A 21036-nucleotide genomic window follows, 5' to 3' on the forward strand; every position below is an offset into this window, starting at 1 on the left:
TGCCGCTGACATTCCGGACGGATGCCGAGCATGGCGAATCAGAGGCAGTACCCGCGTACCCCGATGAAGTGCAGGATCAAGATCGTCCACCCCAGCTTCGGCGAGGTCATCGGCCACACCCGTGACCTCTCCGACGGCGGCGTCTACGTGCGCCACGCAGCGCTGGCCGGGCTTGCTCCCGGCACCCGCGTGCACGGCCAGGTGCAGGACCTGCCCATGGAAGCGCCGGTGCTGGAGATGGAAGTCATGCGCACCGACGCCGAAGGCGCCGGCCTGCGTTTCGTCGACTCCGACTGAAGTTCGCCGCGCCCAGGCTTGCCGCCAGCCCTGGCTGGGCCGTATATTCCGCCGCCACGATGTGAATGATAATTCTTATCAATTGAGCGGATGGGCGGCCCATGCCGGCGGCAACTGGTGCGAAGGAAACCCTGCAGCAGCTCTACCTCGACCACCACGGCTGGCTGCACGGCTGGTTGCGGCGGCGCCTGGGCGACCGCGAGCGCGCCGCCGACATCGCCCATGACACCTTCCTGCGCCTGCTGGTCTCCGGCCGCTACCCGGCCCGCGAGGAAGGCCGCGGCTACCTGGTGCAGATCGCCCGCAACCTGGTGGTCGACCAGTGGCGCCGGCAGCGCATCGAACAGGCCTACCTGGACAGCATCGCCCAGCTGCCCGAGCCGGAAACTCCGTCGCTGGAAACCCGCGCGATCATCGTCGAAACCCTGCTGCGCATCGAGGCCATGCTCGAGCGCATGCCCGCCAAGGTGCGCGCGGCCTTCCTCATGTCGCAGTTCGAGGGGCTGGGCTACGCGCAGATCGCCGAGCGCCTGGGGGTGAGCCTCAGCTCGGTGCAGAAGTACATGATCCGCGCCATCCAGGCCTGCTACCAGGTGCTCTACGAATGAGGCGGCCCGACGCGCCGGTGGCCCCGGCCGTGGTCGAGCGCGCCAGCGAGTGGCTGATGCTGCACTGGGGCGGCGAACTGGATGCCGGCCAGCGCGAGGCCTTCGCCGCCTGGCATGCCGCCGACCCCGAGCACCGCCGCGCCTGGCAGCGCCTGCAGCAGTTGCAGGGCACCCTGGCCAGCGTCCCCGCCGCCACCGCCCGCCAGGTGCTGGGCGAGCTGCCGGACCGTCGCCGTCGCGATCTGTTGAAGACCCTTTGCCTGCTGCTGGCCGCCGGCGGCAGCGCCTACCTGGCCGGCGACCTGCCCTGGCGCGAGACCTTCGCCGACCAGCGCACCGCCAAGGGCGAGCGGCGCCACCTGCGCCTGGCCGACGGCAGCCAGCTGGACCTGAACAGCGACAGCGCCGTGGACATCCGCTTCGACGCCAGCCAAAGGCGCATCTGCCTGCTGGCCGGGGAAATCCTCTGCCAGGCCGTGCGGGAAGCGCGGCCGCTGGTGGTCGAGACCGCCGCCGGCGACATCCGCACCCATGGCGCGCGCTTCGCCGTGCGCGAGCTGGACGGCGGCAGCCGCGTCGACCTCTACCAGGGGCAGCTGGAAATCCTGCCGCGGCATGCCCCCGCCGCGCGCCTGGAAGCCGGCCAGCGCCTGTGGTTCAGCGCCGAGGGCGTCGGCGTGCGGCAGGCCGCCGACGGCAACGCCAGCGCCTGGAGCGAGGGCCGCTTGATCGCCGAGCGGCAGCCGCTGGGGCAGTTCCTCGCCGAACTGGGGCGCCACCGCCCCGGCCTGCTGCGCTGCTCCGACGACGCCGCCGGGCTGCTGCTCACCGGCGTGTTCCCGCTGGCCGACACCCGCCGCGTGCTCGATGCCCTGGAGCGCAGCCTGCCGGTGCGGGTGAGCTACCTCACGCGCTACTGGGTGACGGTGGAACGCCGCGCCTGATACGCCCGCCAGCGGCCTGACGAAAAAACTTCTGCGGCGCTTGTCGGTTTCGCCGGCTCGTCCGGGATACCTCTTGAACCCCCTGCAGCTCCCGCACAAGAGGAACCTCCCGCAATGCCCAGAATGCCCCTTGCCCGCCTGGCCGCCGCCCTGCGGCCCGGCACCTTCGCCGCCGCGCTGGCCGTCACCCCGCTGCTCTGCCCGCCGGCCTGGGCGGCCGAGGCGCAGCAGCAGTATGCCATTCCCGCCGGCGGCCTGGACCAGGCCCTGAACCGCTTCGCCAGCCAGGCCGGGGTGCTGCTCTCGGTGGACGCCAACCTCACCGCCGGCAAGCGCAGCCCGGGGCTGCAGGGCGCCTACCCGGTGGAAACCGCCCTGGGCCGCTTGCTCGAAGGCACCGGGCTGCAGGCCGAACGCCAGGTCGACGGCAGCTACACCCTGGTGCCGCGGCCCGATGCGGCGCTGAAGATGGACGACACCGTGGTCTCGGGGCTGGCGCCGGACGCGCCCAGCGAAGCCACCCGCGCCTACACCACCGCCGCCAGCAACACCGCCACCGGCCTCGGCCTGTCGCTGCGCGAAACGCCGCAGTCGGTCAGCGTGATGACCCGCCAGCGCATCGACGACCAGGGCCTGCACAACCTCACCGACGTGCTGGAGCAGACGCCGGGCATTTCGGTGCAGCACTACGACAGCGAGCGCTTCAACATCTGGTCGCGCGGCTACGCGGTGGACAGCTTCCAGTACGACGGTGTGCCCACCACCCTCATCCCCAGCACCACCGCCACGCCGCAGAGCCTGTCGGACATGGCCATCTACGACCGCGTGGAAGTGCTGCGCGGCGCCAGCGGCCTGATGACCGGCGCCGGCGACCCCTCGGGCACGGTCAACCTGGTGCGCAAGAAGCCCACCGCCGAGTTCCAGGGCCACGTCAGCGCCGGCCTCGGCTCCTGGGACCTGTACCGCACCGAAGCGGACGTCTCCGGGCCGCTGACCGACAACGGCCGCCTGCGCGGGCGCAGCGTGGTCGCCTACCAGCAGAACAACAGCTACGTCGACCACTACCAGCAGGAAAAGCAGGTCTACTACGGCATCCTCGAAGCCGACCTGAGCGACAGCACCCTGCTCACCCTCGGCGTCGACTACCAGAAGTACGCGCCGCGCGGGGTCTCCTTCGGCAGCTTCCCGCTGTTCTACAGCGACGGCAGCCAGACCGACTTCTCCCGCTCCTTCAACCCGGCCTCGCGCTGGAGCCATCGCGACCAGGACACCCTCAGCACCTTCTACACCCTGGAGCAGCGCCTGGCCGGCGACTGGTCGCTGAAGCTCGCGCTCAACCAGCTCTACAGCACCCGCGACCTGTCCCTGGCCTCGGCCAGCTGGGGCTATCCGGACAAAGTGAGCGGCGACGGCCTGCGCCTGTACGGCGGCGACGGCAGCGGCTGGCAGAAGCAGACCGGCGTCGACCTGATGGCCAAGGGGCTGTTCCAGCTGCTGGGCCGCGAGCACGAGCTGGTGCTCGGCTACAGCTGGTCGAAGTACGAGGACCACAACGACCCCGACCTCGACGACCTCGAAGGCCGCGAGGTGAACATCTACACCTGGGACAACCGCACGCCGCGCCCGGTGTCCGAGGGCCCGCTGATGGACAACGACACCCTGATCTACCAGCACGGCGTCTACCTGGCCACCCGCCTGCGCCCCACCGACGCCCTGTCGGTGATCCTCGGCGCCCGCGCCAGCGACTACAAGTACAGCTACTCGCTGGACTACGTAGTGCCCGCCTTCGCCGACTTCAGCAGCACCACGCGCATGCGCGAGAGCGGCCAGGTGACGCCCTACGCCGGCGTGGTCTACGACCTCACCGAGCAGCACTCGGTGTACCTCAGCTACACCAGCATCTTCCGCCCGCAGAGCGACCGCGACCGCACGGGTCGGCCGCTGGACCCGCGCGAGGGCGACAACTACGAAGTGGGCCTGAAGAGCGAATTCTTCGACGGCCGCCTGAACACCAGCATCGCCTACTACGAGATCAAGCAGGACAACCTGGCCGAGGCCGACCCCGGGCAGATCGTCCCGGGCACCGTCGACGAACCCGCCTACCGCGCCGTGCAGGGCGCCAGGACCAAGGGCTTCGACCTGGAGGCCGGCGGCGAACTGGCGCCGGGCTGGAACCTCACCGCCAGCTACAGCCACAGCGTCACCAAGGATGGCGAGGGCGAGCGCATCAACACGGTGGCGCCGGCGGAGATGTTCAAGCTGTGGACCACCTACCGCCTGCCCGGCGCCTGGAACCGCCTGACCGTCGGCGGCGGCGCCAACTGGCAGAGCGGCATCCACTTCAGCGACACGCCCTGGGACCTGGGCAAGACGGTCAAGGCCAAGCAGGAGCAGTACACGGTGGTCGACCTGATGGCGCGCTACCAGCTCAGCGAGCAGCTGTCGACGACGCTCAACGTCAACAACCTGTTCGACAAGAAGTACCTGAGCGCGCTGGATACCACCTTCTACGGCGGCTACTACGGGGAGCCGCGCAACCTGCTGCTGAGTGCGGAGTATCGGTTCTGAAACCGCGGGCCTTGCCCGCGAAATCGCGCGCAGGGCGCGCTCCTACAGGGTGGGGCAGCGTAGGAGCGGATCTCATCCGCGAATCGCGCCGGGACGGCCGGCTATCGCGGACAAGGTCCGCTCCTACGGTGTGGATGGGTATGGCTTTTCGTAGGAGCGAGCTTGCTCGCGAACGGTGTTCCGTCGGCAGGAATTGGCCGGGGGGCCAAAGAACGCCCTCTCCCTAACCCTCTCCCTGAAGGGAGAGGGGACCGTTCGGAGTGCGCTGATGTTTCGGCGTTAGCCGGCTTGTACCGAGCCCCCGGCTGACACCAAATCTTCTCTCGGCACGGACAAGCTCCCTCTCCCTTCAGGGAGAGGGTTGGGGAGAGGGAGCGGAGTCAAACTTAAGCACCCAGACCACTTGGAAACTCCGTTCGCGAGCAAGCTCGCTCCTACGAAAACCACCCCCCTCAACTCGCCTCGTTCACCGCGCTCAGGAAACACCGCGTCCGCTCATGCTGCGGGTGCCCGAACAGCTGCTCCGGCGTCCCCTGTTCCAGGATGCTGCCCTGGTGGAAGAAGCACACCCGGTCGGCGAACTCGCGGGCGAAGCCCATCTGGTGGGTGACCATCAGCATGGTCAGGTTGTGCTCGGTGCCGAGCCGGCGCACCACGTTGAGCACCTCGCCGCACAGCTCCGGGTCCAGCGCCGAGGTCACCTCGTCGAACAGCATCACCTTCGGCCGCATGGCCAGGGCGCGGGCGATGGCCACGCGTTGCTGCTGGCCGCCGGAGAGCTGCGAGGGGTAGTGCTCCAGCTTGTTGCCCAGGCCGACCATCTCCAGCAGTTCCACGGCGCGCTCGCGGGCCTCGTCGCGGCGCATGCCCAGCACCTGCACCGGCGCTTCCATCACGTTCTTCAGCGCGCTCATGTGCGGGAACAGGTTGAAGCTCTGGAACACCATGCCGATCTTGCCGCGCACGCGGCGCACGTGGGCTTCCGAGGCGCGCACCGGCTCGCCGTTGCGCAGCTGGTGGGTGAGCGGGTCGCCGTCCACCTCGATCACCCCGCTGTCGATGCTCTCCAGGGTCATCAGGGCGCGCAGCAGGGTCGACTTGCCCGAGCCGCTGGGGCCGATGATGGCGACCTTCTCGTTGGCGCCCACCTCCAGGTTCAGGTGGTTCAGCACGCTGAAGCTGCCGTAGCTCTTGCACACGTCGCGGAAGCGCACCATCGGCTGGGCGGTCTGTGCCCGCGGGGCCTCGTCGGCCAGCGGCCGGGTGGTCATGGACAGGACGGTCATGGGGTTTCCTCCGGTGGGCGCTTTCATGGCAGTGCCGTGCGTTTTTCCACCTGGCGAACCACGCCGGCCAGGCTGATGCTGATGAGCAGGAAGAACACCCCGACCAGGGTGATCGGCTCCAGGTAGCGGAAGCTGTCGGAACCGATGTTCTTGGCCTGCTGCATGATTTCCACCACGGTGATCGCCGAGAGCACCGGGGTGTCCTTGAACATGGCGATCAGGTAGTTGCCCAGGGCCGGCAGCACCGGGCGGATGGCCTGGGGCAGGATCACCTGGCGGTAGGCCCGCCACGGCGAGAAGTTCAGCGCCGTGACCGCCTCCCACTGCCCGCGCGGCACCGACTCCAGGCCGGCGCGGTAGACCTCGGCGGTGTAGCAGGCGTAGTGCAGGGCGATGCCCAGGGTGCCGGCCACCAGCGAGGTCATGTTCAGCCCGTAGCTGGGCAGCACGTAGAACAGGAAGTACACCTGGATCAGCAGCGGCGTGCTGCGGATGAACTCGATCAGCCAGGCCGCCGGCCACGATAGCCAGAAGTGCCGGCTGCGCCGGGCCAGGGCGAAGAGCAGGCCGAAGACCACCGCCAGGGCGAAACCGACCAGGGTGATGCCGATGGTCTTGAGCGAGGCGTGCAGCAGCTGCGGCAGGATCTGCCAGGCGAATTGCCAGTCGAACAACTTCATCACAGGCCTCCTCGGATGCGCCCATGCCCCAGCCGGCGCTCCAGGCGGCGCATGAGGAAGACGATGGCCTGGGCCATGGCGAAGTACAGCACCAGGGTCAGGGTGAAGATCTTCAGCGTCTCGAAGGTCGCCTGGTCCAGCTGGCGGGCGCGGAAGGTCAGGTCCGAGAGGGTGATCAGCGACACCAGCGAGGTGTTCTTCAGCAGCTCGATCAGCAGGTTGGTGCCCGGCGGTATGGCGCACAGCAGCGCCTGCGGCAGGATGATCCGGCGAAAGCGCGTGAACGGCGTCATGTTCAGCGCCAGCGCGGCCTCGTACTGGCCCTTGGGCACCGAGCCGATGGCCCCGCGCATCACCTCCGCGCCATAGGCGCCGATGTGCAGGCCCAGGCCGAGGATGGCCACCGTGTAGGCGCCCAGTTCCAGGTTGAACGGCGGCAGCGGCAGTACGAAGAACAGCCAGAACAGCTGCACCAGCAGCGAAGTGCCGCGGAACAGCTCGATGTAGCCGATGGCCAGCCAGCGCACCGCCGGCCACGGCGCCAGGCGGCCGAGGGCGGCGACGATGGCCAGCGCCACCGCCAGCAGCGAGCCGAAGAAGGTGACCTGGACGGTGACCCAGGCGCCCTCCATCAGCAGTGGAAGCAATTCACCCATGTTGCGCATCCCGTATCGACAGGTTCGACGGAACGGCCGAGGGGGCGGGGCCCCCTGCGGTCACTGTTTGCAGAGCTCGGCGGCGCTCTTGTCGGTCAGGTTGGACTTGTCGAAGCCGAACGGCTTGACCGTCTGCAGGTGCTCGTCGCTGCCCAGCCACTTCTTCAGCTGCTGGTTCACCGCGTCGCGCAGGTCCTTGTCCTCCGGGCGGAAGGCCAGGGCGCCGTAGCCGATGTGCGCCGGGTCGTCCTTGAAGTCGGCGATGGCCTCGACGCTTTCGCCGCCCTTTGCCGCCAGGCCCTTCATGGTCAGCGCGGTGCCGACGCTGGCGTCGGCGCGGCCGGCGCGCACCGCCTGCAGCTGCGCGGTGGTGTCCGGCACCTGGACGATCTGATCGTCGCTCACCCCCTCGGCGCGGGCGTAGCCCAGCTCGGCGGTGCCGGACATGATCGCCAGGCGCACGTCCGGGTTCTTCGCAACGTCGGCGTAGCTGTGCAGGTTCTTCGGGTTGCCCCGCTTCACCAGCAGGGTGTCGGGGATCTGGTAGTGCGGGTCGGTGAAGATCACCTGCTGGCAGCGCGGCGGGGTGATGTACATGCCGGCGGCGATCACGTCGAAGCGCCCGGCGCGCAGCCCGGGGATCAGCGCGCCCCACTCGGTGAGCACCGGCTCGACCTTCTTCACGCCCATGGCGGCGAACACCTGGGTGGCGATCTCCGGCGACTCGCCGGTGACCTTGCCGGAGGTCTCGGTGTAGGCGAAGGGCGCCTCGTTGGCGTAGCCGATGCGCACCGTGCCGGTGCTCTGGATGCGTTCCAGGGTGGTCTCGGCCTGGCTGGCGAAGCTGGCCGCAAGGCCCGCCAGCAGGGTACAGGCCAGGCCCAGGCGATGGAGGGAAAGGGGGGCGGTACTCATCTTCGGATCTCCTGATCTTCTCGTGCCGGCCTTGTTGTGGTGTTGGGACGCGGCGGTGGATGGCAGGTAGCGATGTCGTGCGACTGTTGTTCTTATGTTGGGACCCGCCGGGCGGGCCTTCCGAAGTACTGCCCCGACAGAGGGCATTCGTTGCGTTGCAGACTAAGCCGTCCGGCCTTGCGGCTGTTCCCGATCGGCGCCGTCGCGGCGGAAAAAACCGCCTGTCGCGACGCGCCCATCCATGGCTTTTTTCTGCGCCGGCCCTGTGCCGCGGGGGCGGCGGCATGGGCGGCTGGTCGGCCCGAGCATACAAAAGGCTTTCCGGCGCCGGAATTGCACTAGGACAATCCATGGAAATGCCCTGATCCATCACCCTGTGCCGAGGTCGAAGGGGAATGCCCATCATGCAAAGCTGGCGCCACGCGCTGGCCGGCCTGCGGGTCGGCGAATCCAAGTACAAGACGCTGGTCCAGGCCATCGCCACGGAAATCGAACAGGGCCGCCTGCACGACGGCCAGCGCCTGCCGCCGCAGCGCCAGGTGGCCGATGGCCTGGGCATCAGCGTGCAGACGGTGACCAACGCCTACAAGGAACTGGAGCGCCAGGGCCTGGTGCGCTGCGAGGTGGGCCGCGGCAGCTTCGTCTCGCGGCGCATGACCGAGGGCGTATCGCGTTACATGCTCGACCACCCGGAACGCGCGCTGGTGGACTTCTCCATGGCCAGCATCGTCCACACCGACGAGCACGACCGCCTGTGGCAGGACACCTGCCGCCAGTTGGCGCAGGAGACGGACCAGCCGTGGATGCGCGCCTGCCGGCCGATCGCCGGCTTCGACGGCCACCGCGAGGCGGCAGCGCAGTGGCTGGCGCAACAGGGCCTGCGCTGCGAGCGCGACGACCTGCTGATCACCAATGGCGCCGCCCACGCCATCTTCCTCGCCCTCGCCTCCCTGGCCGGGCCGGACGACGTGGTGCTCTGCGAGCAGCTCACCGACCACGGGGTGATCGGCAATTCCCAGGTGCTCGGCTTCACCTTGAAGGGCGTGGAGGTCGACCGCGAGGGCATCGACCCGGAGCACTTCGAGGACCTCTGCGCCAACGAGCGCATCACCGCGCTGGTGTGCACGCCCAACCTGAACAACCCCACCTCCAGCCTGATGAGCGACACCCGGCGCCGGGAGATCGCCGCCATCGCCCAGCGCTTCGGCGTCTACGTCATCGAGGACGACGTCTACGGCCCGCTGCTGGGCGAGGACCGCGCGCCGCCGCTGAGCCACTACCTGCCGGAGCTGTCGTTCTACTGCACCAGCTTCACCAAGAGCGTGCTCACCGGCCTGCGCATTGGCTACCTGGTGGTGCCGCGGCGCCTGGCCCTGCGCACCGAGAGCATCCTGCGAGTGAACAGCTGGATGGCCGCGCCGTTGTTGGCCGAAGTGGCCACGCGCTGGATCCACAACGGCAACGCCCAGGCCCTGGTGGAGCGCCAGCGGCGCCTGCTGGCGGCGCGCCAGGCGCTGGTGTCCGAGCGTTTCGCCGAACATCTGCTGGGCCATGCGCCGCAATCCCTGAGCTGCTGGATGGGCATTCCCGAGCACTGGGAGCTGGACAGCCTGGTGCGCGAACTGCGCCACCGGCACATCGCCGTGACCTCGCCGGACCCCTTCATGGTCCGCGGCACGCCCCGCCCGCGCGCAGTGCGCCTGTGCATGGGCGCCGAATGCAGCGACGAACGCATGGCCCAGGCCCTGGACGACATGCGCGAGCTGTTCGAGCAGTACCCGAAGATCCACGATTTCTGAACGGGCCGCCGCCCCGTCCCCTTGTAGGAGCGCGCCCTGCGCGCGAATCGCGGGCAGGGCCCGCTCCTACAAGTTACTGGGAAGTACGGTATTTCTCCCCGTAGGAGCGGACCTTGTCCGCGATAGCCGGACGTCCCGGCGCGATTCGCGGATGAGATCCGCTCCTACAGGTGGGTTCGAGGCCCCGTAGGATGGGTTGAGCGAAGCGATACCCATCGCCCATTACCACGACGAATGACAATCTCCACGACATCGTCCTAGTACATTCATCGCGACAATTTCCCGCTCATACACTCGGCCCGACTGCATTGTCGGGAGGCCGCCATGGCCCACGAGATCCCCCTGATCGAGCTGTACCGCGCCCGCCAGCGCATCCGCGGCCTGGTGCGGCAGACGCCGCTGGAGCATTCGCCCAGCCTCTCCGCGCTGCTGGGCGCGCCGGTGTACCTGAAGCTGGAATCGCAGCAGATCACCGGCAGCTTCAAGCTGCGCGGCGCCAGCAACGCCATCGCCCAGCTGGACGACGCGCAGAAGGCCCGCGGGGTGGTTGCCGCCTCCACCGGCAACCACGGCCGCGCCCTCGCCCATGCCGCCCGAGTGCTGGGCGTGCCGGCCACCATCTGCCTGTCGCAGTTGGTGCCGGCGAACAAGGTCGAGGCGATCCGCGCCCTCGGCGCCGAGGTATGCATCGTCGGCAACAGCCAGGACGACGCCCAGGCCGAGGCCGAGCGCATCGCCCGCGAGCAGGGCGCGGCGCTGCTGCCGCCCTTCGACCACCCGCAGATCATCGCCGGCCAGGGCACCCTGGGCCTGGAAATCCTCGAACAGCTGCCGCAGGTGCGCCAGGTGCTGGTGCCGCTCTCCGGCGGTGGATTGTTCGGTGGCGTGGCCGTGGCGCTGAAGGCGGCCGACCCGTCGATCCGCCTGCACGGCATCAGCATGCGCCGCGGCGCGGCCATGGCCGCCAGCCTGGAAGCCGGCCAGCCCGTGGAAGTGGAAGAACTGCCGAGCCTCGCCGACTCCCTCGGCGGCGGCATCGGCCTGGACAACCGCTACACCTTCGCCCTCGCCCGCGCCCACTGCGACGAGCTGCACCTGCTCGACGAGCCCGCCATCGCCGCCGGCATCCGCCACGCCTACCGCGAGGAGCGCCAGGTGGTCGAAGGCGCCGCGGCGGTGGGCATAGCCGCGCTACTGGAAGGCCGCATCAGCGCCGAAGGGCCGGTGGTGGTGGTCGTCAGCGGCCGCAACATCGCCATCGAACAACATCAACGCATCATCGAGGAAGACCTGCATGGCTGACGTCACCCTGCTCAGCGAAGCCGACCTGCGCGCCTGCGTGGCGCTGGACACTGAAAGCCTCGACGCCGTCGAGCAGGCCTTCCGCCTGCTGGCCACGGCGGCGGTGGCGATGCCGCCGATCCTGCGCCTGGACATCCCCGAGCACAACGGCGAGGTGGACGTGAAGACCGCCTACCTGCCGGGCCTGCCGCGCTTCGCCATCAAGGTCAGCCCGGGCTTCTTCGACAACCCCAGGCTCGGCCTGCCCAGCCTCAACGGCATGATGATGCTGCTGTCCGCGCACACCGGCCTGCTCGACGCCCTGCTGCTGGACAACGGCTACCTCACCGCCGTGCGCACCGCCTGCGCCGGCGCCGTGGCCGCCAAGTGGCTGGCCCGCGAGGACGCCCGCCGGGTGGCCCTCCTCGGCGCCGGCGAGCAGGCGCGCCTGCAGCTCAAGGCGCTGTGCCTGGTGCGGCCGATCGAGGGCGCCAGCCTCTGGGCCCGCGACGCGGCCAAGGCGCGCCAGTGCGCCGCCGAGCTGAGCACCGCGCTGGGCATCCCGGTGGTCGCCTGTTCCAGCGTCGACGAGGCCCTGGAAGGCGCGGACATCGCCATCACCACCACGCCCAGCCGCGAGCCGCTGATCCAGAAGCGCCACCTGCGCCCCGGCCTGCACATCACCGCCATGGGCTCGGACGCCGAGCACAAGAACGAGATCGCCGCCGACGCGCTGGCGGCGCTGGACTGCTACGTCGCCGACCGCCTGAGCCAGACCCGCGTGCTCGGCGAACTGCACCACGCCATCGAAGCCGGCCTGGTGGAGGCAGACGCCGACTTCGCCGAGCTCGGCCAGGTCATCGCCGGCCAACGCCCGGGCCGGCGCAGCGCCCGGGACGTGACCCTCTGCGACCTCACCGGCACCGGCGCCCAGGACACCGCCATCGCCGGCCTGGCCTTCCAGCGCGCGCAGCGCATGGGCAAGGGGTTCAAGTTCCACAGCTGACCGCTTCATACCGGACAAACACCTGTAGGAGCGAGCTTGCTCGCGAACAGATTCTTCGGCCGCGCCGGCGCTGGGCGGATTCGCGAGCAAGCTCGCTCCTACAAGAGCCCCCGTGACACCACTCACCCAGAGGATTTCCGCATGCCCGAAATCGTCGTCAACCTCCCCTTCGCGCGGGAGGAATACGCCCAGCGCCTGGCCAAGGTCCGCGCCAGCATGCAGCAGCGCGGCATCGAGCTGCTGCTGGTCAGCGACCCGTCGAACATGGCCTGGCTCACCGGCTACGATGGCTGGTCCTTCTACGTGCACCAGTGCGTGCTGCTGGCGCTGGACGGCGAGCCGGTGTGGTTCGGCCGCGGCCAGGACGCCAACGGCGCGCGGCGCACCGTGTTCATGCAGGCCGACAACATCGTCGGCTACCCCGACCACTACGTGCAGTCCACCGAGCGCCACCCGATGGACTACCTGGCCCGCGAGGTCATTGCCGCGCGGGGCTGGGAAGCGCTGGCCATCGGCGTGGAGATGGACAACTACTACTTCAGCGCCGCCGCCTTCCGCTCGCTGCAGGCCCACCTGCCGCAGGCGCGCTTCGTCGACGCCACCGCGCTGGTCAACTGGCAGCGCGCGGTGAAATCCCCGCGCGAGATCGAATACATGCGCATCGCCGCGCGCATCGTCGAGAAGATGCACGCGCACATCCTCGAACGCATCGAGCCGGGCATGCGCAAGAACGAGCTGGTGGCGGAAATCTACAGCACCGGCATCCGCGGCGCCGACGGCCACGGCGGCGACTACCCGGCCATCGTCCCGCTGCTGCCCACCGGCGCCGACGCCAGCGCGCCGCACCTGACCTGGGACGACACGCCCTTCCAGCGCGGCGCCGGCACCTTCTTCGAGATCGCCGGCTGCTACAAGCGCTACCACTGCCCGCTATCGCGCACCGTCTACCTGGGCAAGCCGCCGCAGCACTTCCTCGACGCGGAAAAGGCCGTGGTCGAAGGCATCGCCGCGGGGCTGGAGGCGGCCAAGCCGGGCAACACCACCGGCGACATCGCCCGCGCCTTCTTCGGCGTGCTGCAGAAGTTCGGCATCCACAAGGACAGCCGCTGCGGCTACCCCATCGGCATCAGCTACCCGCCGGACTGGGGCGAACGCACCATGAGCCTGCGTCCCAGCGACGAGAGCGTGCTGCAACCGGGCATGACCTTCCACTTCATGCCCGGCCTGTGGATGGACGACTGGGGCCTGGAGATCACCGAAAGCATCCTGATCACCGACGGCGGCGTGCAGACCTTCTGCGACTACCCGCGCCAGTTGTTCGTCAAGGAGTGAGGCCATGAACCAGTTGCGCGACAACCCCATCGCCGCCAGCGTCGACTTCGAGCGCGACGGCGTGCAGCACGGCCACCTCAAGCTGCCCTACTCCCGCGACGACTCGGCCTGGGGCGCGGTGATGATCCCCGTCTGCGTGGTGAAGAACGGTGCGGGCCCCACCGCGCTGCTCACCGGCGGCAACCACGGCGACGAGTACGAAGGCCCGGTGGCGCTCAGCCGCCTGGCCCAGGAACTGCGCGCCGAGGACATCCGCGGCCGGGTGATCGTCGTGCCCTTCATGAACACCCCGGCCTTCCTCGCCGGCAAGCGCACCTCGCCGATCGACGCCGGCAACCTCAACCGCAGCTTCCCCGGCCGCCCGGACGGCACGGTGACGCAGAAGATCGCCGACTACTTCCAGCGCACCCTGTTGCCGCTGGCCGATGTGGTGCTGGACATCCACTCCGGCGGCCGCACCCTCGACTTCCTGCCCTTCGCCGCCTGCCACGTGCTGCCGGACAAGGCCCAGCAGGAAGGCTGCGAGGCGCTGATGCGGGCGTTCTCCGCGCCCTACGCCATGCGCATGCTGGAGCTGGACGCGGTGGGCATGTACGACAGCGCCGCCGAGGAGCAGGGCAAGCTGTTCGTCACCACCGAACTGGGCGGCGGCGGCAGCAGCACCGCGCGCAGCGTGGCCATCGCCCGCCGCGGCGTGCGCAACGTGCTGGTGCAGGCCGGCATCCTGCGCGGCGAGGTCGAGCACGCGCCCTCGGTGATGCTCGACATGCCCGACGGCGACTGCTTCGTCGCCAGCGAACACAACGGCCTGCTGGAGATGTGCCGCGACCTGGGCGAGCGCGTGGAGCGCGGCGAGGTGCTGGCGCGGGTGCACGACCTGCTGCGCACCGGCGCCGCGCCGGTGGAGTACCGCGCCAGGCGCAGCGGCATCCTCGCCGCGCGGCACTTCCCCGGCCTGGTGCAGAGCGGCGACACCCTGGCGGTGGTCGCCGAGGTCCTGGACTGATGCGCGCGCCACGGCGCCGGAGGTGGCGATGACCAAGCTCGACCGCTACGACCTGAAGATCCTGCGCATCCTCGCCGGCGACGGGCGCATCACCAAGTCCAGCCTGGCCGAGGCCATCAACCTCTCGGTCAGCCCGGCCTGGGAGCGCGTGCGCAAGCTGGAGGAGGCCGGCCTGATCAAGGGCTACCGCGCGCAGATCGACTGGCCGGCGCTGTTCCGCCAGCAGCAGGTGCTGGTGGAAATCACCCTGGGCCGCCACACGGCCCAGGACATGCGCCGCTTCGAACAGCGCCTGCAGCAGGCGCCGGAAGTGGGCTTCTGCTACGCCACCGGCGGCGGGGTGGACTACATCGCGATGATCCAGGCCCGGGACATCGACCATTACCAGCGCTTCATCGACCAGTTGCTGCTGGAGGACCTGGGGATCGAGCGGTATTTCACCTACATCGTTACCAAGGTGATCAAGACGTTGGATACGGCGGTGCCGGCGGAGGCGTTGGAAGGCGCCTGATGCCACGCTGTTTTCTTTTCGTAGGAGCGAGCTTGCTCGCGAACAGGTGCCTACCGGTGGCTTCGGTGTAATGGCTTGGCTCCGCCCCCTCTCCCCAGCCCTCTCCCTGAAGGGAGAGGGGGCTAGTCTGTGCCGAGACAGGTCAGGGTTCCAACCTTGAACTACGTGCTTGCCGGCTAACTCCAGAACAGCCGTTTCTGCCCAACGGTCCCCTCTCCCTTCAGGGAGAGGGTTAGGGAGAGGGCGTTCTCAATCCCTGCACCCACGACTCCCGGCAAAACTCCATTCGCGAGCAAGCTCGCTCCTACACCAACCCTCCACCCCACTGCACAAAAAACACCCAAAAAAACCTGACTCCAAGTTCAATCTCCTATAGAATGCGCCCCGCTCGGCACAGGGCCGGGCATGGGTTCCCTCACCCCATCGACGAAAAAGGATCCAGCATGTCGGCGCTTTCCCCGGCGGCTCGGCGCGGCGCATTGGCCGGCCTGGTCGTCTTCCACCTCCTCGTCATCATCGCCAGCAACTACCTGGTGCAACTGCCCATGACCCTGTTCGGCTGGCAGACCACCTGGGGCGCGTTCAGCTTCCCGTTCATCTTCCTGGCCACCGATCTCACCGTGCGCCTGCTCGGCAAGAGCCCGGCGCGGCGTGTCATCGCCCGGGTGATGCTGCCGGCGCTGCTGGCTTCCTACGTGGTCTCGGTGCTGTTCCAGGATGGCGGCTACCGCGGCTTCGCCGCGCTGGGCGAGTTCAACACCTTCGTCGCGCGCATCGCCCTGGCCAGCTTCCTGGCCTACGTGCTCGGCCAGTTCCTCGACATCCAGGTGTTCGACCGCCTGCGCCGGCTGCGCCAGTGGTGGATCGCCCCGGTGGTGTCGACGCTGTTCGGCAACCTGCTGGACACCTTCGCCTTCTTCTCCATCGCCTTCTGGCGCAGCGACAACCCCTTCATGGCGCAGCACTGGGTGGAGATCGCCACGGTGGACTACGGCGTCAAGCTGGCGGTCATGCTGATCCTCTTCGTGCCGCTCTACGGCGTGCTGCTGCGCGCCATCCTCCAGGGCCTGGGCCGGCGCTCCGCCAGCGCCTGCTGAGGCGGGCGAAAAACCCGAAGCCGGCGGCGCATCTGCGGAAAGAATTGCCGCCGCCGCCCCGCCCTTAGGAAAAAAACGCCACGGCGCTCCCCCTAGGATGGTCCCCATGCCACCTGCGAGGAGACGCCGTCATGTCCTACGCCCATCCCCTGCTCTTCAAGTCGCTGTGCTACGTCAACGGCCAGTGGCTGCATAGCGCCAGCGGCGCCAGCATCGCCGTGGAGAACCCGGCCAACCGCGAAATCATCGGCCACGTGCCGCTGCTCGAACGCGAGCAGATAGTCGCCGCGGTGGACGCCGCCGTCGCGGCCTTCCCGGCCTGGCGCAAGCTGTCCCTGGACCAGCGCGCCGCGCCCCTGCTGCGCTGGGCCGAGCTGATCCGCCAGCACCGCGAGGACCTGGCGCAGATCCTTTCCCTGGAACAGGGCAAGCCCCTGGCCGAGGCCCGCGGCGAGATCGACTACGCCGCCAGCTTCATCCCCTGGTTCGCCGAACAGGCCCGGCGCCTGGACGGCCGCAACATCCCCAGCCATATTCCCGGCGCCCACCTGGGCACGGTGATGGAGCCGGTGGGCGTGGCCGTGCTGCTGACGCCCTGGAACTTCCCCTCGGCGATGATCACCCGCAAGGCCGCCGCCGCCCTGGCCGCCGGTTGCACGGTGGTGGTCAAGCCGGCCCATGAGACACCCTACTCGGCCTTCGCCCTGGCCCAACTGGCCGAGGAGGCCGGGCTGCCCGCCGGCGCCTTCAACGTGGTACTGGGCGAGCCGCAGATGACCATGGAAACCCTGGTGCAGGACAGCCGCGTGCGCGCGGTGAGCTTCACCGGCTCGACCCGCGTCGGCAAGCTGGTGCTGCAGGCCGCCGCCCAGGACGTGAAGAAGGTGGCGCTGGAGCTGGGCGGCAACGCGCCCTTCATCGTGCTGCCCGACGCCGACCTGGAGCAGGCGGTGAAATTCGCCATCGACGCCAAGTTCCAGACCTCCGGCCAGGACTGCTGCGCGGCCAACCGCCTGCTGGTCGCCCGCGAACTCTACGAGCCCTTCCTCAAGCGCTTCGCCGCCGCCGTGCGCGAACTGCGCGTGGGCCCGGCCAGCGACCCGCGCAGCGACATTGGCCCGCTGATGCACCAGGCGGCCTTCGACGCCACCTGCGAGCGCGTGCGCGATGCCATCGACAGCGGCGCGCGCCTGCTGGCCGGCGGCGAACCCCATGCCCTGGGCGGCTGGTTCCACCAGCCGACGCTGCTGGCGGACGTCACCCCGGCCATGCGCATCTGGCGCGAGGAGAACTTCGCCCCCATCGCCGGGGTGATGGCCTACGACGACCTGGAGCAGGCCGTCGAACTGGCCAACGATAGCGAATACGGCCTGGCCGCCTACATTTGTGGGCAGCGCCTCGACCAGGTGTGGCCGCTGATGCGCCGCCTGGAATTCGCCATGGTCGCGGTGAACGGCGCCAGGTTCACCGGCCATCCCATCCCCTTCGGCGGCATGAAGGCCTCGGGCCTGGGCCGCGAGGGCGGCAGCGAGGGCTTCGAGCCCTTCGTCGAGACCAAGTACTTCTGCCTGCACCACGGCGCCATCTGAGGAGAACACCGCCATGACCGACTACGCCAAGCTGTTCGAACAGGACCGTGCGCACTTCATGCACCCCTCCACCCACGCCCACGACCACGCCAGCGGCACCCTGCCCGGGCGCATCGTCACCGGCGCCTCGGGCGTGCGCATCCGCGACCACCAGGGCCGCGAGTTGCTGGACGCCTTCGCCGGGCTGTACTGCGTGAACATCGGCTACGGCCGTACCGAGGTGGCCGACGCCATCCATGAGCAGGCCAAGCAGCTGGCCTACTACCACACCTACGTCGGCCACGCGTCCGAGGCGATCATCGAGCTGTCCGCGCGGATCATCCGCGACTGGGCGCCGGCGGGCATGAAGAAGGTCTACTACGGCCTCTCCGGCTCCGACGCCAACGAAACCCAGGTCAAGCTGGTGCGCTACTACAACAACGTGCTGGGCCGGCCGCAGAAGAAGAAGATCATCTCCCGCCAGCGCGGCTACCACGGCTCGGGCATCGTCACCGGCAGCCTCACCGGCCTGGCCAGCTTCCACCAGCACTTCGACCTGCCGGTGGAAGGCGTCAGGCACACTCTCTGCCCGCACTTCTACAAGGCCCCGGCGGGCATGGACGAGGCGGCCTTCGTACGCCACTGCGCCCAGGAGCTGGAGAACCTGATCCTCGCCGAGGGCCCGGACACCGTGGCGGCCTTCATCGGCGAGCCGGTGATGGGCACCGGCGGCATCATCGTCCCGCCCAAGGGCTACTGGGAGGCGATCCAGGCGGTGCTGGCGAAGTACGATGTGCTGCTGATCGCCGACGAGGTGGTCTGCGCCTTCGGCCGCCTGGGCGACAAGATGGGCAGCCAGCGCTACGCCATGCGCCCGGACCTGATCACCACCGCCAAGGGCCTGACCAGCGCCTACGCGCCGCTGTCCGCGGTGATCGTCGGCGAAAAGGTCTGGGACGTGATCGACAGCGCCTCCACCCGCGAAGGCGCCATGGGCCACGGCTGGACCTATTCCGGCCACCCGATCTGCGCGGCGGCGGCGCTGGCCAACCTGGACATCCTCGAGCGCGAGAACATCACCGCCAACGCGGCGGACGTCGGCGGCTACCTCAACCAGCAACTGCGCCAGGCCTTCGAAGGCCACCCGCTGGTGGGCGAGGTGCGCGGCGACGGCATGCTGGCGGCGCTGGAGTTCATGGCCGACCGCGAGGCGCGCACGCCCTTCGACGCGGCGCTGAAGGTGGGCCCGAAGGTCTCGGCGGCGTGCCTGGAGCGCGGCATGATCGCCCGCGCCATGCCCCACGGCGACATCCTCGGCTTCGCCCCGCCGCTGGTGCTGAGCCGCGCCGAGGCCGACGAGGTGGTGGGCATCGCCAAGGCCGCGGTGGACGCGGTGGCGGCGGAGGTGCTCTGAGGCGCGGGGGCGTGTCCCTTGGTAGATACCGTGTCACCTAGCCTCGAGCAAGGGCCAGTTCCACATTGTATGGCTGGCCCGACTTGAGGACGCCATAGGCGATCTGCAGCAGCTTGCGCATGGCAGCACAGATGATCTGTTTACCCGCTTTGCCTTTCTCCTCGAGCCGTAAACGCAGTGCCCGTATCGCCTGGTTATGGCTCATGGCACAGATGGCTGGCATGAACAGGCCTGCCCGCAAGAGGCGTGAGCCGATCTTTGAGATCCTCACCTGGCCCTTGTGTTGGCCGGATTCCCTGAGCCTCGGATTGAGTCCTGCAAAAGCCACGACCGCCCGGGCACTCTCGAAGCGGCTGATTGATCCAAGTTCGGCCAGCAACAGGGCTGCAGTTTTGTCGCTGATACCCTCGATACTCGTCAGCAGATCGCGCTTGCCCCGCAAGTCAGGATCGTTGTCGATATGTTGGCGAATCGCTTCCAGCGTCTGTTCAATCTGCTGTTCCAGATGGGCCGAGACCGACAGGATCGACTCTTTCACCACGTCGCTCTTGGCGGTTTCCAGGCGGTTGATTTCCATCTGGAACAGCTCCTTGAGCTCTTCGTAGCGCCGTACCAGCGCACGGAGTTGCCGCACGCTCACCGGGTCCGGCTGCCAGAGCTGGAGATCCTCGGCATGCCGAGCGCCGTAGAGGGCGATCAACTTGGCGTCGACCTTGTCGGTCTTGACCCGTTGCAACTGGCTTTGCGCATAGCTGGCGATACGTGCCGGATTCATCACGCAGACACGATATCCCCGGGCCAACAGATAATCGCCCAGAGCTTCGTGATAGATGTTGGTGGCTTCCATCACCACCCACGCCCCTGGCTCGGCATGTTTTTGCAGCCACTGGTCAAAGACGCTGAAGCCCGACTGATCGTTGCTCAGATTGCCTTTGGTGCGGTATTTGCCATTGCTCTGCAGAACCGCAATGTCGAAAGTTTTCTTGGCGATATCCACGCCAACTACGATGGCCATAACTCCTGCTACCTCTTACAGCTTTACATCATCAGCACTCCACTCCATCCAACCTTGCCTATACGAGCTACCACCGGGGTGGGGCTCCAGATACCGTTCGGACTCACGAGTGGATTGGGAAGGCAGGAGACTATCTACAGTGCAGGCTCGTAGCCTAGGAGCGGACACGTCTTCCTGGTCTTCCTTCCGGTGATCAGCCGGAGACTACCCGCCGTTATGGCGGGTCGTCGACATACAAGGAGCGGACCTTGTCCGCGATAGCCGGCCATCCCGGCGCGATTCGCGGATGAGATCCGCTCCTACGCTGCCCCACCCACGCCATTCCATGTAGGAGCGCGCCCTGCGCGCGAATCGCGGGCAGGGCCCGCTCCTACAGGGTGACGCTGAACTTCCCGTTCGTGCCGGACGGCCCCCTCTCCCTTCAGGGCGGGGCGCGCAGCCGAGGGTTGGGGAGAGGGAACGGAGTCAGGCCATTGTACTGAAGCCGCCGGTAGGCACCGTTCGCGAGCAAGCTCGCTCCTACACAATGCCCAGCTCCGGCTTCACCTGTAGGAGCGCGCCCTGCGCGCGAATCGCGGGCAGGGCCCGCTCCTACAAGGTGCCGCGGATTCAGCCGCCCTTGGCCTTGTCCAGCTTGCGCAGGAACACGGTCATTTCCTTCTCCGCCTGCTTGTCGCCATGGGCCTGGGCGGCGGCCAGGCCGTCGGTCCAGGCGGCGCGGGCGCCCTCGAGGTCGCCCTGGGCCTGCAGGGCCTTGCCCAGCAGCTTCCAGGCGGCGGAGTACTTCGCGTCCTGCTCCACGCAGCGGCGCAGGTGTTCGGCGGCCTTCGCCGCATCGCCGGCGTCCAGGTAGCCCTTGCCCAGGCCGAAGCGCAGCAGTGGGTTGTCCATGCCTTTGGCGAGGAGTTTTTCGAGGGATTGAGGATCGGTCATAGGGCTAGAGGCTAGAGGCTAGAGGCTAGAGGCTAGAGGCTAGAGGCTAGAGGCTAGAGGCTAGAGGCTAGAGGCTAGAGGCTAGAGGCGAACAGCATGCGGTGCCGTCGCGGCATGTCA

19 protein-coding genes are annotated in these 21036 nt (G+C 68.4%); 13 read left to right on the forward strand and 6 right to left on the reverse strand.

The genetic code is table 11. The annotated features are described in order from the left end of the window. The first annotated feature begins 30 nt into the window (after positions 1 to 30). The 4 genes from ACTWJ5_RS00065 to ACTWJ5_RS00080 all read left to right on the forward strand — a co-directional run bounded on the left by ACTWJ5_RS00065 (position 31) and on the right by ACTWJ5_RS00080 (position 4417). On the forward strand, positions 31 to 297 hold the full coding sequence (locus ACTWJ5_RS00065) for a PilZ domain-containing protein (protein ID WP_009614462.1): 267 nt from the start codon (positions 31 to 33) through the stop codon (positions 295 to 297). A gap of 101 nt (positions 298 to 398) precedes the next feature. Beyond that, positions 399 to 905, forward strand: a complete 507-nt coding sequence (locus tag ACTWJ5_RS00070; protein WP_444437230.1) for a sigma-70 family RNA polymerase sigma factor — start codon at positions 399 to 401, stop codon at positions 903 to 905. After that, on the forward strand, positions 902 to 1849 hold the full coding sequence (locus ACTWJ5_RS00075; RefSeq protein WP_253390966.1) for a FecR domain-containing protein: 948 nt from the start codon (positions 902 to 904) through the stop codon (positions 1847 to 1849). The genes ACTWJ5_RS00070 and ACTWJ5_RS00075 overlap by 4 nt, the downstream gene beginning before the upstream one ends. Before the next feature lie 114 nt (positions 1850 to 1963). Beyond that, positions 1964 to 4417, forward strand: a complete 2454-nt coding sequence (locus ACTWJ5_RS00080; protein ID WP_444437231.1) for a TonB-dependent siderophore receptor — start codon at positions 1964 to 1966, stop codon at positions 4415 to 4417. A gap of 452 nt (positions 4418 to 4869) precedes the next feature. On the opposite strand, the gene ehuA is transcribed toward ACTWJ5_RS00080, so the two are convergent. The 4 genes from ehuA to ehuB are packed head-to-tail and all read right to left on the reverse strand — an operon-like array spanning position 4870 to position 7954. After that, positions 4870 to 5703, reverse strand: coding sequence for an ectoine/hydroxyectoine ABC transporter ATP-binding protein EhuA (gene ehuA, locus ACTWJ5_RS00085; protein WP_283939472.1), 834 nt, complete (start codon positions 5701 to 5703; stop codon positions 4870 to 4872). Positions 5704 to 5726: 23 nt separating this feature from the next. Continuing rightward, positions 5727 to 6383 (reverse strand): ectoine/hydroxyectoine ABC transporter permease subunit EhuD, encoded by a 657-nt coding sequence (gene ehuD / locus ACTWJ5_RS00090; protein WP_009614464.1) that lies wholly within the window; start codon positions 6381 to 6383, stop codon positions 5727 to 5729. Beyond that, positions 6383 to 7039 (reverse strand): ectoine/hydroxyectoine ABC transporter permease subunit EhuC, encoded by a 657-nt coding sequence (gene ehuC, locus ACTWJ5_RS00095; RefSeq protein ID WP_058071081.1) that lies wholly within the window; start codon positions 7037 to 7039, stop codon positions 6383 to 6385. Before ehuC ends, ehuD begins: the two co-directional genes overlap by 1 nt. Before the next feature lie 60 nt (positions 7040 to 7099). Then, positions 7100 to 7954, reverse strand: coding sequence for an ectoine/hydroxyectoine ABC transporter substrate-binding protein EhuB (ehuB, locus tag ACTWJ5_RS00100; protein ID WP_444437232.1), 855 nt, complete (start codon positions 7952 to 7954; stop codon positions 7100 to 7102). Between the two features lie 404 nt (positions 7955 to 8358). Between ehuB and ehuR the strand changes: the two genes are divergently transcribed. The 9 genes from ehuR (at position 8359) to ACTWJ5_RS00145 (ending at position 18968) form a co-directional block, all read left to right on the forward strand. Next, positions 8359 to 9753 carry a MocR-like ectoine utilization transcription factor EhuR gene (gene ehuR / locus ACTWJ5_RS00105; protein WP_444437233.1) on the forward strand — a complete coding sequence of 465 codons (1395 nt, stop codon included), beginning with the start codon at positions 8359 to 8361 and terminating at the stop codon, positions 9751 to 9753. A 324-nt stretch (positions 9754 to 10077) separates the two neighbouring features. Beyond that, the gene (eutB, locus tag ACTWJ5_RS00110) at positions 10078 to 11055 is read left to right on the forward strand and encodes a hydroxyectoine utilization dehydratase EutB (RefSeq protein WP_444437234.1); all 978 of its coding nucleotides are present in this window, start codon (positions 10078 to 10080) and stop codon (positions 11053 to 11055) included. After that, the gene (locus ACTWJ5_RS00115) at positions 11048 to 12040 is read left to right on the forward strand and encodes a cyclodeaminase (protein ID WP_444437235.1); all 993 of its coding nucleotides are present in this window, start codon (positions 11048 to 11050) and stop codon (positions 12038 to 12040) included. The genes eutB and ACTWJ5_RS00115 overlap by 8 nt, the downstream gene beginning before the upstream one ends. A 141-nt stretch (positions 12041 to 12181) precedes the next feature. After that, positions 12182 to 13372, forward strand: coding sequence for an ectoine hydrolase DoeA (doeA, locus tag ACTWJ5_RS00120; RefSeq protein WP_256513579.1), 1191 nt, complete (start codon positions 12182 to 12184; stop codon positions 13370 to 13372). Positions 13373 to 13376: 4 nt separating this feature from the next. Next, the gene (doeB, locus tag ACTWJ5_RS00125) at positions 13377 to 14378 is read left to right on the forward strand and encodes a N(2)-acetyl-L-2,4-diaminobutanoate deacetylase DoeB (RefSeq protein ID WP_444437236.1); all 1002 of its coding nucleotides are present in this window, start codon (positions 13377 to 13379) and stop codon (positions 14376 to 14378) included. A 28-nt stretch (positions 14379 to 14406) separates the two neighbouring features. Continuing rightward, complete coding sequence (locus tag ACTWJ5_RS00130) at positions 14407 to 14889, forward strand: Lrp/AsnC family transcriptional regulator (RefSeq protein ID WP_064581512.1); 483 nt, start codon at positions 14407 to 14409, stop codon at positions 14887 to 14889. A gap of 443 nt (positions 14890 to 15332) precedes the next feature. Beyond that, on the forward strand, positions 15333 to 15986 hold the full coding sequence (locus ACTWJ5_RS00135; RefSeq protein ID WP_116425840.1) for a 7-cyano-7-deazaguanine/7-aminomethyl-7-deazaguanine transporter: 654 nt from the start codon (positions 15333 to 15335) through the stop codon (positions 15984 to 15986). A gap of 131 nt (positions 15987 to 16117) precedes the next feature. Next, positions 16118 to 17575 (forward strand): NAD-dependent succinate-semialdehyde dehydrogenase, encoded by a 1458-nt coding sequence (locus ACTWJ5_RS00140; RefSeq protein WP_444437237.1) that lies wholly within the window; start codon positions 16118 to 16120, stop codon positions 17573 to 17575. A 13-nt stretch (positions 17576 to 17588) separates the two neighbouring features. Next, positions 17589 to 18968: an aspartate aminotransferase family protein gene (locus ACTWJ5_RS00145; RefSeq protein WP_444437238.1), complete on the forward strand. Its 1380-nt coding sequence runs from the start codon at positions 17589 to 17591 to the stop codon at positions 18966 to 18968. 37 nt (positions 18969 to 19005) lie between these two features. Here ACTWJ5_RS00145 and ACTWJ5_RS00150 read toward each other — a convergent pair whose 3' ends face one another. Together ACTWJ5_RS00150 and ACTWJ5_RS00155 are read right to left on the reverse strand one after the other, a co-directional pair. Next, positions 19006 to 19983, reverse strand: coding sequence for an IS110 family transposase (locus ACTWJ5_RS00150; protein ID WP_444436200.1), 978 nt, complete (start codon positions 19981 to 19983; stop codon positions 19006 to 19008). A 609-nt stretch (positions 19984 to 20592) separates the two neighbouring features. After that, positions 20593 to 20916, reverse strand: a complete 324-nt coding sequence (locus ACTWJ5_RS00155) for a tetratricopeptide repeat protein (protein WP_074980787.1) — start codon at positions 20914 to 20916, stop codon at positions 20593 to 20595. Positions 20917 to 21036 lie beyond the last annotated feature (120 nt).

The organism is Pseudomonas sp. A6, from assembly GCF_052367875.1.
GTDB classification, from domain to species: Bacteria; Pseudomonadota; Gammaproteobacteria; order Pseudomonadales; family Pseudomonadaceae; genus Pseudomonas; species Pseudomonas citronellolis.

Bases quoted from the DNA above. Each gene is read 5' to 3' on its own strand.
- doeA (WP_256513579.1), top strand. From the start codon at position 12,182: ATGCCCGAAATCGTCGTCAACCTCCCCTTCGCGCGGGAGGAATACGCC.
- ACTWJ5_RS00115 (WP_444437235.1), top strand. From the start codon at position 11,048: ATGGCTGACGTCACCCTGCTCAGCGAAGCCGACCTGCGCGCCTGCGTG.
- ACTWJ5_RS00130 (WP_064581512.1), top strand. From the start codon at position 14,407: ATGACCAAGCTCGACCGCTACGACCTGAAGATCCTGCGCATCCTCGCC.
- ACTWJ5_RS00065 (WP_009614462.1), top strand. From the start codon at position 31: ATGGCGAATCAGAGGCAGTACCCGCGTACCCCGATGAAGTGCAGGATC.
- ACTWJ5_RS00080 (WP_444437231.1), top strand. From the start codon at position 1,964: ATGCCCAGAATGCCCCTTGCCCGCCTGGCCGCCGCCCTGCGGCCCGGC.
- ACTWJ5_RS00070 (WP_444437230.1), top strand. From the start codon at position 399: ATGCCGGCGGCAACTGGTGCGAAGGAAACCCTGCAGCAGCTCTACCTC.
- ACTWJ5_RS00155 (WP_074980787.1), bottom strand. From the start codon at position 20,916: ATGACCGATCCTCAATCCCTCGAAAAACTCCTCGCCAAAGGCATGGAC.
- ehuC (WP_058071081.1), bottom strand. From the start codon at position 7,039: ATGGGTGAATTGCTTCCACTGCTGATGGAGGGCGCCTGGGTCACCGTC.
- ACTWJ5_RS00145 (WP_444437238.1), top strand. From the start codon at position 17,589: ATGACCGACTACGCCAAGCTGTTCGAACAGGACCGTGCGCACTTCATG.
- doeB (WP_444437236.1), top strand. From the start codon at position 13,377: ATGAACCAGTTGCGCGACAACCCCATCGCCGCCAGCGTCGACTTCGAG.
- eutB (WP_444437234.1), top strand. From the start codon at position 10,078: ATGGCCCACGAGATCCCCCTGATCGAGCTGTACCGCGCCCGCCAGCGC.
- ehuD (WP_009614464.1), bottom strand. From the start codon at position 6,383: ATGAAGTTGTTCGACTGGCAATTCGCCTGGCAGATCCTGCCGCAGCTG.
- ACTWJ5_RS00075 (WP_253390966.1), top strand. From the start codon at position 902: ATGAGGCGGCCCGACGCGCCGGTGGCCCCGGCCGTGGTCGAGCGCGCC.
- ACTWJ5_RS00135 (WP_116425840.1), top strand. From the start codon at position 15,333: ATGTCGGCGCTTTCCCCGGCGGCTCGGCGCGGCGCATTGGCCGGCCTG.
- ACTWJ5_RS00140 (WP_444437237.1), top strand. From the start codon at position 16,118: ATGTCCTACGCCCATCCCCTGCTCTTCAAGTCGCTGTGCTACGTCAAC.
- ehuR (WP_444437233.1), top strand. From the start codon at position 8,359: ATGCAAAGCTGGCGCCACGCGCTGGCCGGCCTGCGGGTCGGCGAATCC.
- ACTWJ5_RS00150 (WP_444436200.1), bottom strand. From the start codon at position 19,983: ATGGCCATCGTAGTTGGCGTGGATATCGCCAAGAAAACTTTCGACATT.
- ehuB (WP_444437232.1), bottom strand. From the start codon at position 7,954: ATGAGTACCGCCCCCCTTTCCCTCCATCGCCTGGGCCTGGCCTGTACC.
- ehuA (WP_283939472.1), bottom strand. From the start codon at position 5,703: ATGACCGTCCTGTCCATGACCACCCGGCCGCTGGCCGACGAGGCCCCG.